The following is a 12,120-nucleotide window of genomic DNA, read 5'->3' as shown; positions in this document are numbered from 1 at the left end:
GTGTACTCGGCCTCCGGTAACCGCATCGCGGCCGCGTATGTGACAGATGCAGATGCGGTTGTCGAGCACAAGCTGTACTGGATGCCGGTCGCGGGTGTGAGCGAGGGGCACTACCTGGCAGCAATTCTCAACAGCGATGTAGTGATGGATCGAGTAATCAAGCTCCAGTCGCGTGGGCTATTTGGAGCCCGCGATATCGACACGCTGCCGTGGAGGCTGCCGATCCCGATCTTCGACCCTGACAACGAGCTACACCGCAGTATCGCGGATCTAGGGGAGTCGGCGGCGTCTCTCGCTGAAACCGCGGATCTCTCGACTGTTGCGGAGTTCACCGCTGGGCGGGCTCTCGTTCGAGCATCGCTGGCATCTGCGGGCGTGGCCGCGCAGATTAACGGGGCAGTGGCTGAGCTGATCGGCAGTGGGCTCGTGGTTGTCGCAGACGACGCCCCCGCCGACATTGAAGTGATCTCGATCGCGGAGGCAGTCGAGGCCATCTGAGCATAGAGCGGTCATTTCTCGCCCATCATGAGCTAGCGGCCCTCACACCCAACCAGCGCGCAACCAATCTCCTCGCCCCAACCCTCACCGCCGAACTGGTGGGCAAACCAGGCGTCGGCGTACTCACTGACGCCTGAGTAGCCGTAGAACTCGCCGATTTCGCCGTCGTTGAGCCCCACTGTGTAGCCCTCGTCGTATGCGGTTCGGTCGGACGCGGACCAGTCCTCGGCGTGCGGGGTGGGCTCCAGATATCGGTTGCCCTCGTGATACCCGTCAAAATACCCGGCCTCCCAGGATTCGTAAGAAACTTTGAGCCGGAGGGCCTCGGCAGCCTCGTTGTCGGCTGCCGCCACTTCGGCTTGGGCTTCAGCGTCGATCGGGACTGCGGTCTCTACCGCAGCAGGCGCGTTGGGGACCACGGCCTCGGAGCTATCGCTCGATGAACAGCCACTGACGAGCAACCCAAGCACGACGACAGCGATGAGCGGAGTGAGTTTCACGCCCTCACTCTGGCAGACACTCTCGCGCGGGCGCGCCTGCCGCGCATAGCCGAGGCATGACATCCAAACCGACCGAGTACGGAATCCTCTACTCCCACTCTTCCGAAACCACTACCGGTCCCGACCTCGTCGGCGGCAGCTACACGACCCTCGACAGCGCCTTGGCCCAAGCCTCCACGGTCACCCGCGCCCAGCCCGGGATCGACTACGGGGGTGATGACGCGCGCAAGCGCTGATCAAGAGTGGTGCGCCCTCGGCAGCGGCCTCACCGCCCGCGAGGTCATCGCCACTCGGTGGTCCTCCTGAGCACCGAGCAGCACGAGCGCCGCGCCCGCCAGCTCCTCCACGAACTCGACCGCGGGACGCCTCGCGATCGATCCGATGTCGCGGCGTGGGTGAGGCTCGTGGAGGAGCTGTTGGCGGAGCTTGACCGGATTCAATCGGGCCTCGGGCAGTACGCGTGGATCCTCGCCGCCGCCGCGGGCCTCGACCCGCAGCTCGACATGAGCCGCGTGTACCCAGTGCGGCGGCTCGCGGTGGAGGATGCGCTGAACACGATGGTACGTCGGTCCGCGTGGCTCCAAGAGGATGAGCGGCGGGCCCCGCGGTGAGGCGGCTCCGCGTCATCACCGACCGCGGGCGCTGGGATGTCGAATTGGGCGGCGGCGCCGAGCAATCCGGCTCGGGCCCATAGGGGCGACGGGGCAGAGCGCGTCGCTACAGAGCGGCGCACAGCGAGCAGGGCAGACTGTGGACGTGTTCACCGCGCTCACTCTTGCCCTCACTCTTGTGCCAAGTCCATCGGCCAGCCGCGCCGCTGACGGGGCAGCTGCCGCGCCGCTCGACCCGACAGTGCTCGCCCTGCTATCGATCTTCGGCGGCGCTGCGCTGGCGGTGCTGGGTGGGCTCTTCGGCGCGTGGATTCAGGGACGGCGAGAGCACGCCCGGTGGGTACGTGAGCGTCGATTCGACGCCTACGTTTGTGCTACGCGATTCGCAGACCAATGGCGATACCTCCGGAAGACCGGCAACGGCATCATGGCCGAACTCGGGGACGACGACCTGACGGACGAGCGGCGCCAGACGCTGAACGCACGTCTCGACGATTACTTGAGCAACGCCACGACGCTGCGGGAGGAGATCAGCGATGCCGTCGCGCCACTCGAAATCTTGGGCCCCTCGCACGTTCTGGACGCGTTCAACAAGATGACGGAGACGTTCGCGCTGGATGACGACGAGACGACCACATCGGCGAATGAGGCGTTCATTCTCGCCGTGCGCACGACGCTAAGTGTGAAGGGCTAGCGGGCCCCCTTCGCATCCCCGTCGTTATCGCGTGCTCCCGAGCGGCGGATATCCCAGGCGGCGCGGCGGTCGATCTGCGGCAGGTACGTAGGCGCGAGATCGAGAGCTGTGGTGCTCTCGGCAAGGTAGGGCCATGCACGGCGCTCCGAGGCGCGGATACGGCGGGTCTTTCGGTCGATAGAGGGATAACCATGATGGTGGCCCTTTCGGTGTCGTCTGGCGGGAAGCTTGCTGCTCTCCCATCCCTGCCCTGATAAATGCGGCGAAAAAGGGGGGGGCACACCTGAGATTCGTGTCGCCATTGTTCGCGCGGAGTGAGACGACGACCCGACCGGCACCGGCTCGGCCTCGCCACGCCGCCGTTACGCCGGCACGTCCGCGAATCGTGCGGCTATTCGGGCTCGGGACGCACGACGGATCGATGCGAGGCTTCGGCCGAGCCGTCCAGCGCCCATCCGACTGTGTGCGTCCCCGGGTCGTCCTGCACACAAGTCGGTGGCGCGGGACGCAGCGTCGGCGAACCGTTGGCGGTGCGGGGGCGCGATAGCCTCAGAGCGGCGATGGCGCCGAAGAAATGGGGGACTGATGGCGTTCTGGTGGGCAACGCAGACGAAGAACTACGAGACGGCGATCGATCAAGGTTCGCTTTGGTCATCGGAGACCGCTAGCGGGGTCCGCCAAGCATCACGAATCGCCCTCCATCAACTGAAGCGCGGTGACATCGTCTTCCACTACGCGGGGCAGGCGATACGAGCTGTAAGCACGGTCGCCGAAGAATGGGTGGATGCGCCGCGACCGGACGGCTACCCGAAGAAGAAGCCGGACGACTTGGACGTCGGTTGGTACGTCAAAGTCGCGCCGATAACCACGGGACTGTGGCTTCCGTGGCAGCGGGCCGCCGAACTCATCACGCACGGCAACCGGGGGCCGTTGGACTACCGGGGCGTCACAGCCCAGAAGTACGTCTCGCCGCTGAGCGACGAGGACGGGGCACGGCTCCTGGGCGAGCTCGGCGTTGTGATCGAGCCCGAGGGCGACAGCCTCTACGGGCTGCCCGCGTCGACTTGGGGTGGTGATGTGACTGATGCTGAGACGGTTGCAAAGGTCCGGCTCGAACAGGGCGAGCTGCGAGCGCATCTTCTCGACGGACGTACGGCTGCCGACTGCGCTCTGTGCGGACGCCGGCTGCCGAAGGGCCTGCTCATCGCCGCCCACATCGTTCCCAGAAGTCTCTCCACCGAGGAGGAGCGACGCGACTTCGGTGCGATCGCGATGCTCGCGTGCGCACTCGGATGCGATGCACTTTTCGAGTGGGGGTATGTGGTCGTGGATGAGACCGGCATCATCCGCCGAGGAATTGAGGCGCCTACGGAAGATCTAGCGGAGGCAGTCAGCGAGTTGGATGGTCGACCGTGCACCGCACATGACCCGCTGAGGGCGCCGAGCTACGCGCGGCACTTGGAGCTGCGCTTGGGGCAGAGGGCCGCCGCTTAGCCCAAGACGATCGTCACGATGCCGCCTCAGAGACGCGCCTGATCGTGCGCTCAGAGACGCCGAAGGCCCGGGCGGTCGCAGCAGCGGACTGTCCGGTCGCTCGCATGGCCAAGACCGCCTTTAGCTGTTCGGGCGTGAGGGACGCGGGTCTGCCGATGCGAGCGCCTCGCTGTTTTGCGGCGCGCATGCCGCTCACGGTGCGCTCACGAATTAGGCTGCGTTCGAGTTCGGCAACGGCGCCCAGCACTTGGAGGAGTACCCGCGACAACGGTGAACGCGGGTCGAGATCCCCGAGGTTGAGCACCCGCACCGTGACCCCGTTCCAGCACCAAGTCATCGACCGTTCCCATCAAGTCTCCGAGCGACCTGGAAAGTCGATCGAGGCTCACAGCTGCGAGGACGTCCCCGCTTCGCAGATGGCTGATCGCGTCAGCAAAACCCGGGCGGCTCTCGGTAGCGCGGCCTCCGCTCAGCTCATCGGTAAAGATCCTCGTGCAACCCACAGCAGTGAGTTCCTGAATCTGCCGGTCGAGGCTCTGGGAGTCGCCGCGGGAGACCCGTGCGTAGCCGTAGATCTGAGACACGGTACCCAGCGAAAGGGTCCCTTCTGAGTTGGTCAGTTCTCACCTAAGTTGTGCCGGATGAGTGGCCGCAGAATCATACGGATCTGAGGCGGCGGTCTTTTGACCGGCAATACCGGTCGGTTGTTCTGTGGTCGTCATGCCAGACCTATGCGCGGCGGATCGGTAGGCTCAGCGCCATGCCGCGACCACTCACCGATTACGCACTGGGTATACTCACCGCGATCGAAATGTTTGGCCTCTACACCTGGATTCCGAAGGGCGCCTATGGCGACGGCGGCAGCGCAGTCGCCGCGCTGAACTTCACCGGCTTCCCGCCAGTAAAAGGCAACACGGTCACGGCTCTTATCAGCGCCGGGTACTTGGAGCAGACAGAGGACGACGGGCTGTTCTCGGTTGAAGTCACAGCAGCGGGTCGCGCGTACCTCGCGGAGAATCCCATCGACATCAGGATCGACCCGGGGCCAAGCTCCCACGGTCGGTAAGCCCACCGAAACAGGTCGGCGGCACACCTAACGGCGTACGAATGCTCAGTAGCTGCAGTCCGAGCCGGCGAGCTCCCAGAAGGCGCTATCGAAATCGCGCATCGAGAGCAGCAACGATCCCTCATCGATCGTGGACTTGCACTCAGCGACCTCGCCTTCAAGCGCGTCTACATAATCTGTGATGCCGCGCAGCTCTTGCTCTAAGTCCCAGACCTGCGCTTCGGCGTCCCACAGCTGTGCTTCGAACGCCTCAGCATCAGAGCGGGCAGAAATCAGCTCCACGAACGTGAGCGCGAAGCCGACGGCAAGCCCGGTGGTCGAGAGTGCGAGGGTGACTAGCCCGACCACCCACCACACTCGCCGTTTGGGTTTGGGCTGTTGACTATTCGACCTGTGCGGGTCGCTGGTCGCCAAAGTCATCGACTGAGCTTGATTCACGGGCTGAGTGTATCTGTCTCCCGCCCACCTACAGATTCTCGCCGCAGATGGCTCCTGCAACGCATGGGCTGGGGCGATGCGTGACGACACACGCAGAAGACAACGCGTTCGCATCGAACAGACATGCGGCGGATGCGTCGATTCCAAGAATGTGCCGCGCATAGATATGGCAGGGGACACATACGGTGAACCTCATAGCCAACCAGAGAGAAAAGCAATTGACCCGCATCACCAGCCAGACCGAAACTCCCGCCCAGCCAGTCGACATGTTCGGAAACCCAATCGATGTCGAGCAGGAGCGAGCCGACTAGGCCGCGGCGCGCGACGAGTTTCTCGACAAACTCGCGCCATTCTTCGGTGAGGACCCCGCAGGCGGTCCGCTCGCAGACCGCGTGCTCATCGCATTCAGAAACCTCATCAGCGAAGAGATGGAGGATTTGGGTTGCTGGTTCACCGACCGGGAAGGCACGACACTCGTCGCGGCCGCGCATCGCTTGGATTTGGAACCCGAGTCGGGCCGGCGAGGCCTCGCATCAGCGGTGTGGGACCTCGACGGGTATGAGGAGGACCCCATCCTCGAACATCTCCGCCAGCTAACACCCACGCGGGACTGGATTCTGCGGTCGATACTCGCCGAGTATCACGCTGCGGACGAGCGCGGCGAGGAACCCACTCTCAAGGCGCTGGAGTTCCCCGTCGAAGGGTGACCTGGGCTGCCCGGGTGAAGCGGTCAGCGGTGGCGCTCCCACCGTCAGGAGGCGCTGGGCACTGCCCGCGACTCCTCGACAAGGCCGGACACGGCCTCTCTCCATGCCGCGCGCGCGGCACGGATGCCGACGATCCCGTAGTAGCAGGCCACTGCCAAGACGCCCATGACCGGGCCGAGAAGCTCGATATCGAGGGCTCGCCGGGTGAGCGCGCCTGCGTACGCGAAGGCGAGGACAAGCCCGACGACGAGTGCGACGGAGGGGAGCGCGCGGAGATCGCGCCGCGTGTCGTACCGCAGCGTCGTCGCCTGCTCGCCGCTATGGCGGGTCACCGTGGCGCCCTCGAAGAGATAAACGAGCAGAAGCGATGGCAGGAGTCGACTGAGCCCTGCTCTCTGTGTGTGCGCGGCAGCGCGTGGAGATTGAAGGGGAGCTCGGGTCGACGACCAAGACTCACCGAGCTCCCCGGTCTATGGAGCCGCGGGGGCCGCGGCGACAAGATCTGTTGCGGTTGGAACCACTTGGTTGGCGAGCAGGTACGCGGCGTCGCTAGGTCCGCCGCTCGGATGCCATCGGCACGTAAAGATCACGAGATCCCAAGAGGCGTCGAATACCTCGTCGATATGCCGGAAGTCGGGCTTCACCACCGTGTTCACGACTTGCACTTGGTACTCGACGCCGTCAAGAAAGATAGCGGCACCCGTTTGAACCCGCGGCTGCCCCGTTTGGGCGTCCAGCAGAGCGTTGCCAAGAGCGTTACCCCCGCGCCAGCTGTGAATGGCCAGATACGTGGTCATAGAGTCGTCGCCGGGCATGCCATACCCCGGGTTCAAGAGCAAATATGGATCTGCGAAACCAGGCGGGTCGATAAAGTCCCCGTCCATCGCCTCCATCGTGTGCAGCTCCGAGTCGATCCCAACGCTCGGGACGACAAGGCGCCCTACTGACTCCGGTGCCGCCTCAACCACGACTCGCGCCAGCTCGCTCGGAATCTCTAACGCGCGAGGCTCCACAATCGCTTGAGCCGCGGCGCGCACCGGCTCGCGCCCAGCCGTTTCCACGGGGCCACTACTTGGCAGCAACGCCAGTCCCGCCACCGCCAGCGACCCGGCACAGACGACGTTGAGCGCTGCGCGCCCCACTCGCCGCCAGCCCGTCACGGTCGCGCTCCCACTGCGACGATGCGACGTCGGGGCGCCAGCGCTCGGGTGGTGAGAACCGAGGTGAGTGGGCGGGGGAGTCGGGTCATGAGCTTGTCGTTCCAATCATGGGGAATAGTGGCGGGTCGGTGCGTTGACCGGGGCTTTTGAGCGCCCCGCTCGCGAGGCCGAGAGCGGGGCGCGAAGCCCATGCGTTACTCCGCCGCGCGGCGCCTGCGGGTCGCCAGCCGCACGGTGCCGCTGAGGGCGGCGAGGGCTAGGGCGACCCGGTAAACGGTACGGCTCAGAGCGGTCTGCTGGATTGCCGAGCCGTTCTCAAAAGACCAGTCCTGATCGTGGCCGAAGGAAAACCGTGACCCGTCGGCGAGCTTAACGCCGGAGCGTTCGACTGCGGTGACGGGCTGTGTGCGTCCCAGCTGCCGACTAGCTGCCGGCTTCCACTGGGCGTTGCGGTCCGCTCGGCGTTCGACGGACGTCACCGTCACAAGTGCACCTTCAACGAGGGCTCGGCGGAGACCCGTGAGTGAGGTCAGGAGCGTTACGCCGGTCCGTGCCGGTTCGAGTTCTGGAGCCTCCACAGTCGGCGCGTCCCCCAAAATGGCGGCCTTCGCCAGGCGCACCGCTTCGAGCTTGTCGGAAGGCCCTGCCGCGCAGGTGTCGAGCTCGGCGTCGGGTGCCTCGCTGACAACAAACTCCTCGGCAAGGGACGCACCCTCGGGCTGCGCCACGAATGTCGGCACCACTTCCTCGACCATCGGGACCCCATCATCGACCCGATGTACGTCCCGCTCTGCTGCGGCGAGCTCGGCGTACCGAGCAACCTCCGCTTCCTCGATCGCGATCTTCTCGCTCCCACCGACGACCACAGCCCGCTTCAGCCGAAGCTTCGCGTTCCTCAGCCCCTTCCTCACTCCGCCCGACAAGCCCCGCCCGCAACGCCTTCCGCCCTGAATAACTGATCTACACATTCGATCTCCGATCACTACGCCGCGCGTTCGAGCCGATCCCGAACCGTTTTCCGCGGCTATGACTGGTATGTGTGCGGGGGACGCACAGTTCAGCCGTGGCGCGTACCGGGTCTATGCGTGAGCTGCTGACCCGGCTGGAATCCGCGTGCTGAGTGCGCCGCCAAGGGGACGCACACGTCGGGCGACCCGCTAACGAACCGCTGGTCGTAACGGGGCCTGTCGGCGCGCGGCCGTTCCTGGCAGCTTGCGTTGAACAGTCGGGTGTTCTGGGTTTGCAGGCAGGGCGCTTCCAAGGGGTCAACCATTCGACGGTGCCTTCCGGCGGGGTTCTCGCCGGGCGCCTCAGTAGAGGTCAGGTGGCCTTCGCAGTGATCGCCCCGCGGCGCCACTTGCCGTTGCCTCAGCTCTCGGCCACGATTACGGCATGCCCTTCTCCTACCAGACGTCGACGCCTTCGGATCCGGCGCCGAAGCGGGTGCCGCTGTGCCCGGTTTGCAGCCGAGAGGTCCACGTGAACGAAGTGGACGGTGCGCTCGCTGCGCATTTCGATCAGTCTTGGCAGTGGTGTGCAGGCGGCGGCGTACCGTGGCAACGCTGACCGGCAGGCCGGAGCGAGAGGCCAAAGGCAGCGTGTGGGCGGTGTCGGGTGGGTTGCCGACGCTCGGGCAGCGATAGGGGCTACCGGCCGAGGAGCGCACCTGTCGCCTCGATAAGTGCTTCCCGTTCGTGGGGGTGTTCATCCCGCTCGGTTCGTTCAGCAGCGCTGAGGGCCGACAACGAGGGCGAACCCGCACTTCTCTAGGCAGCGAAGCGGCCGAGTCTCAAGATCGAGACCCAGCCGCCCTTCACCGCCCATACACGCCGGCCCCGCTGGAGCGTCGCGGAGCGGCATGTCCAGCTTGTGCGCGGCGATCGCTCAAAATCCCGAGCGGCGTAGGTGGCCGATCGAGGCAAGCGTTCGTCGACGAGCGCGTCGGCGGCCGCGACGTCGTCCCCGGCCGCGGTTCGCTCGGAGCGGCTCTCCGCGTCATCGGGCTTGTCGCTGGCGCCGTAGCCGTGAAGATAGCTCTAGTCTGTGTGCATGCCAGACAGTACGCCCGCCGACGACGAACCGTCGTCCGTGGAATGGCGGAGTCTTGCCCGCGCTGCGCTCGATAAGGCCTTTAGCGTTCAGACGACGGCGGTGGAGAAGAACCTCGCTCGTGCACGTCAGCGGCACCCTGATGCCACACCGGCCGAGGTCATCCGAACCTTGGAGATGATGTATCGGAGCGCTCTATCCGGTACCGGAGCGGCGGTTGGCGCCGTCGCTGCCGCGCCCGGAGTCGGCACAGGGGCGGCGCTCGCGATCTCGGGTGGTGAAGCTCTCACATCGCTGGAGCTGACCGCGCTTTTCGCCTTGTCGCTCGCCCAGATTCATGGGGTTCAGCTTCACGAGCTGGAGCGCCGCCGGACCCTCGTGATGGGGATCGTGCTCGGCGGTGGTGGTGCCGAAACCATCGGCAAGATGGCGGAGCGGTCGGGCAAACACTGGGCCAAGCAAATCGTCGCTAAGGTCCCTATGTCGCGACTGAACCAGATCAACAGCGTGCTGGGAAAGAACTTCATCACCAAGTACGGCACCAAGCAGGGCATCATCGTGCTCGGCAAGGTGGTCCCATTCGGCATTGGCGCTGTCATCGGAGCGGGCGCCAATCTGCTGATGGCGGAGGCTGCGATCCGAGCGAGCCGGCGGGCCTTTGGGCCTCCACCTGAGTTCTGGGTCTAGGTCTCCGGACGCCGTACAGGCCGGAACCCCAGTTACCGACGTGCCCTCATCTCCGCCGCTAGGATGACCGGAAAGCATCGTGGGGGAATCTGTGCCAGACATATCCATTGCGCCCGTGCGCGGCGTCAATGTCCAGCCTGAGGGCGGCTGGCCATGGTCGTTGACTGAGTATGAGATCGCGTACGTCCGGGCGTTCAATGCGCGACCGCCCCGGGTGGGCTGGGCCGGTGCCGAGCGAGACGAGGCTCGTCTCGATGACGAGGCGGCCGGCGTTCGAACTCAGCGGAAACCGAGTCGCGGCGTCCGGCGATCGGTTGTGCTTGCGGTGTCGATCCCGCTGCTCGCGCTAGGGATAGCGGCGGGGGCGCTTGGAGCGGTGAATCTGATCACCGGTTTCAGCACTGTGGAGCGAATGGATGAACTGAAGGTTCTGACCGATGAGTAGGACACCAAAGGGCATGGGACGGCCGGTGCGTTGGGGAGCGGCGCGTACGACCGTTCTGTTGGCCGTGAGCGCCGCGCTGTTTCTTGCTGGAGGGGGCCTACTTGCGTATGGCTATGGCTTCGCGTCCAACGCAACGGCCGCATACCAAACTAAGGCAGCTGAAGTCGAGGCGGAGCAGGAAGCGTTCGATAGGGCTCAGCGGGCGCAGGAATCAGCGGAGCGGGCCGTCGCGGCCGATACGCGTCAGCGGGAGGAGGACGATGCACGATGGGCAGCCTTGGGATACTCTCCGGCTGGCGAGGGCATCTATTACCAGTTCGCTGATCCGGCCGATTTCTCCTGTGGGCGGTGGGACTGTGTGTATGTGAGCGTGATCACCACGAGCAACTGCCCCGGCGGGGTCTACGTCGAGGCAGCGGTCATGAGAAACGGTGTGGCGATCGGCATGGCGAATCATCTGGCGGCGGGGGCGGCGCCGTTCACTACGATCGCAGCACTGCTGGAGGACTTCTCTGACGCAGGTGACAGCTTTGAGCTTTCGAAGATCAACTGTATGTAGCGCCGCGCACCAGGACCGCATTGGAATGCCAGGGCCGCGCACTTGTGGGCCGAGCGGCTAATCGCCGCGGTGATGGCTCCCGGTTGGACGCGCCGCGGCGCTGCACACGGCGTTCGGCTTCGAGCGGACGGAACAGGTCCGCGCCGTTCGCTCTCCGCCACGTGTTCCGACCACGGCTTTGATCCCGGACTAGAGAACGGCGTGCGCTACATTCAGACGTGCACACTACCGAAGGGTCAGGAGAGCCCAATATTCATGGCAGTATTCACCAAAGCATGGGCGCTCTTCAGTGTTGGCGTCGCGGCAATCTGCCTCGCTGGTTGCGCGTCCCTTCCGGGGGAGCCCTCCGGGTCCCCGGTCGCTGTGACAACTCCGGCGCCAACCGCCGAGACAGACCAGAGCAAGCAGAGCGCCCAAGACAGAACTGCGTGCATGGGGTTTTTCGACGCCATGACCGACTTCGGGGGATCGTCCCGCGAAGCGTCCTCAGTTGAGGCGTACGCGGACGCTCTCTCGACTCTTGCGTTCGAAATCGGCACGCAGAGCGTGATGGCTGGCGACGGAACTGAAGTACAGGCCGCGCTCCCGAACGCGGCCGCAGCCGCCGCAGCGGCCGCTGACGAATATAGGCCTACTGGCAATATTTCGACCACCAAGTGGCTTGCTGTGCAGACCACGGTCGCATCGGTCGCTGATCTCTGCGGCCTCCCTCCGTACAATTTCGAGTAATTGCGTCGATCAGGATCGCGAGGGGTGAATCCGTGAAGCGGCCGGGCCCCCAATAAACCTCAGGAGCCCGGCCGCCCTTCACCACCACATACACGCCGACCCCACTGGAGCGTCGCGGGGCGGCATGTCCAGCTTGTGCGCGGCGATCGCTCAGAATCCCGAGGACCTACGCCGCGAGCTCATATGCCGCGAGCTGCGAGCGCAGGAGCGCCAGCCCGCGCGCCCTCAACTGCGACACCGCCGAGTGCGTGACGCAGAGCTCTTCAGCGACCTCACCCATGGTCCGCTCGTCCCCGTACACCGCCTCAACCACGACACGAACTCGATCCGGCAGCGCAGCGACGGCGCGGCGGACTTGGTCCCGACGTTCACTGGCGACCAGCGCGTGATCGGGTTGGGCTGTGGTCGGCGATTATGACGCGACGTCATACCAGCCGGTGGCAGGAAAAGGTCGCGGCGTCCGCGTCGCGTGCTCGCCTCGAC

At 65.2% G+C, this 12,120-nt stretch carries 17 protein-coding genes and 1 pseudogene; 10 read left to right on the top strand and 8 right to left on the bottom strand.

Translation table 11 applies throughout. The features are described from left to right. Nucleotides 1-498, top strand: a complete 498-nt coding sequence (locus HCT51_RS09040; protein WP_166871457.1) for a hypothetical protein — start codon at nucleotides 1-3, stop codon at nucleotides 496-498. Between the two features lie 32 nt (nucleotides 499-530). Here HCT51_RS09040 and HCT51_RS09035 read toward each other — a convergent pair whose 3' ends face one another. Then, nucleotides 531-998, bottom strand: a complete 468-nt coding sequence (locus tag HCT51_RS09035) for a hypothetical protein (RefSeq protein ID WP_166871459.1) — start codon at nucleotides 996-998, stop codon at nucleotides 531-533. 56 nt (nucleotides 999-1,054) lie between these two features. Between HCT51_RS09035 and HCT51_RS09030 the strand changes: the two genes are divergently transcribed. The 4 genes from HCT51_RS09030 (at nucleotide 1,055) to HCT51_RS09015 (ending at nucleotide 3,797) form a co-directional block, all read left to right on the top strand. Further along, a complete protein-coding gene (locus tag HCT51_RS09030; RefSeq protein WP_166871461.1) occupies nucleotides 1,055-1,234 on the top strand; it encodes a hypothetical protein in 180 nt (59 codons plus the stop codon). A gap of 57 nt (nucleotides 1,235-1,291) precedes the next feature. Next, nucleotides 1,292-1,609 carry a hypothetical protein gene (locus tag HCT51_RS09025; protein ID WP_166871463.1) on the top strand — a complete coding sequence of 106 codons (318 nt, stop codon included), beginning with the start codon at nucleotides 1,292-1,294 and terminating at the stop codon, nucleotides 1,607-1,609. A 145-nt stretch (nucleotides 1,610-1,754) separates the two neighbouring features. Further along, nucleotides 1,755-2,303 (top strand): hypothetical protein, encoded by a 549-nt coding sequence (locus tag HCT51_RS09020; RefSeq protein ID WP_166871465.1) that lies wholly within the window; start codon nucleotides 1,755-1,757, stop codon nucleotides 2,301-2,303. A gap of 585 nt (nucleotides 2,304-2,888) precedes the next feature. Next, nucleotides 2,889-3,797, top strand: coding sequence for an HNH endonuclease signature motif containing protein (locus tag HCT51_RS09015; RefSeq protein WP_166871466.1), 909 nt, complete (start codon nucleotides 2,889-2,891; stop codon nucleotides 3,795-3,797). A 13-nt stretch (nucleotides 3,798-3,810) separates the two neighbouring features. Here HCT51_RS09015 and HCT51_RS18980 read toward each other — a convergent pair whose 3' ends face one another. Next, on the bottom strand, nucleotides 3,811-4,107 hold the full coding sequence (locus HCT51_RS18980) for a recombinase family protein (protein ID WP_370626960.1): 297 nt from the start codon (nucleotides 4,105-4,107) through the stop codon (nucleotides 3,811-3,813). After that, nucleotides 4,001-4,381 (bottom strand): recombinase family protein, encoded by a 381-nt coding sequence (locus HCT51_RS18975; RefSeq protein ID WP_166871471.1) that lies wholly within the window; start codon nucleotides 4,379-4,381, stop codon nucleotides 4,001-4,003. The genes HCT51_RS18980 and HCT51_RS18975 overlap by 107 nt, the downstream gene beginning before the upstream one ends. Before the next feature lie 176 nt (nucleotides 4,382-4,557). On the opposite strand from HCT51_RS18975, the gene HCT51_RS09000 reads away from it, so the two are divergent. Continuing rightward, nucleotides 4,558-4,863: a hypothetical protein gene (locus HCT51_RS09000; protein ID WP_166871473.1), complete on the top strand. Its 306-nt coding sequence runs from the start codon at nucleotides 4,558-4,560 to the stop codon at nucleotides 4,861-4,863. 45 nt (nucleotides 4,864-4,908) lie between these two features. Here the strand turns inward: HCT51_RS09000 and HCT51_RS08995 are convergent, their stop codons facing one another. Continuing rightward, nucleotides 4,909-5,301, bottom strand: coding sequence for a hypothetical protein (locus HCT51_RS08995; protein ID WP_166871476.1), 393 nt, complete (start codon nucleotides 5,299-5,301; stop codon nucleotides 4,909-4,911). A 392-nt stretch (nucleotides 5,302-5,693) separates the two neighbouring features. On the opposite strand from HCT51_RS08995, the gene HCT51_RS08990 reads away from it, so the two are divergent. Then, a complete protein-coding gene (locus HCT51_RS08990; RefSeq protein WP_166871478.1) occupies nucleotides 5,694-6,008 on the top strand; it encodes a hypothetical protein in 315 nt (104 codons plus the stop codon). Between the two features lie 44 nt (nucleotides 6,009-6,052). On the opposite strand, the gene HCT51_RS08985 is transcribed toward HCT51_RS08990, so the two are convergent. From HCT51_RS08985 to HCT51_RS08975, 3 genes are all read right to left on the bottom strand, one after another. Next, nucleotides 6,053-6,340: a hypothetical protein gene (locus HCT51_RS08985; RefSeq protein WP_166871480.1), complete on the bottom strand. Its 288-nt coding sequence runs from the start codon at nucleotides 6,338-6,340 to the stop codon at nucleotides 6,053-6,055. A 138-nt stretch (nucleotides 6,341-6,478) separates the two neighbouring features. Continuing rightward, nucleotides 6,479-6,976: a sortase family protein gene (locus HCT51_RS08980; protein WP_166871482.1), complete on the bottom strand. Its 498-nt coding sequence runs from the start codon at nucleotides 6,974-6,976 to the stop codon at nucleotides 6,479-6,481. Between the two features lie 386 nt (nucleotides 6,977-7,362). After that, complete coding sequence (locus tag HCT51_RS08975) at nucleotides 7,363-8,034, bottom strand: hypothetical protein (protein ID WP_166871484.1); 672 nt, start codon at nucleotides 8,032-8,034, stop codon at nucleotides 7,363-7,365. 1,183 nt (nucleotides 8,035-9,217) lie between these two features. Here HCT51_RS08975 and HCT51_RS08970 point away from each other — a divergent pair. From HCT51_RS08970 to HCT51_RS08960, 3 genes are all read left to right on the top strand, one after another. Continuing rightward, complete coding sequence (locus tag HCT51_RS08970) at nucleotides 9,218-9,904, top strand: hypothetical protein (protein ID WP_191413835.1); 687 nt, start codon at nucleotides 9,218-9,220, stop codon at nucleotides 9,902-9,904. Nucleotides 9,905-10,413: 509 nt separating this feature from the next. Further along, nucleotides 10,414-10,908, top strand: coding sequence for a hypothetical protein (locus HCT51_RS08965; RefSeq protein ID WP_166871494.1), 495 nt, complete (start codon nucleotides 10,414-10,416; stop codon nucleotides 10,906-10,908). 432 nt (nucleotides 10,909-11,340) lie between these two features. Beyond that, complete coding sequence (locus HCT51_RS08960) at nucleotides 11,341-11,637, top strand: hypothetical protein (RefSeq protein WP_166871496.1); 297 nt, start codon at nucleotides 11,341-11,343, stop codon at nucleotides 11,635-11,637. 166 nt (nucleotides 11,638-11,803) lie between these two features. On the opposite strand, the pseudogene HCT51_RS08955 reads toward HCT51_RS08960, so the two are convergent. Next, nucleotides 11,804-12,022: pseudogene (locus tag HCT51_RS08955) on the bottom strand (sigma-70 family RNA polymerase sigma factor); the annotation flags it as partial. Nucleotides 12,023-12,120: the final 98 nt, after the last annotated feature.

Source organism: Salinibacterium sp. ZJ450 (genome assembly GCF_011751885.2).
Taxonomy (GTDB): Bacteria; Actinomycetota; Actinomycetes; order Actinomycetales; family Microbacteriaceae; genus Ruicaihuangia.
The sequence above is the reverse complement of the archived record's forward strand: the minus strand, read 5'-3'. Positions and strand labels throughout refer to the sequence as shown.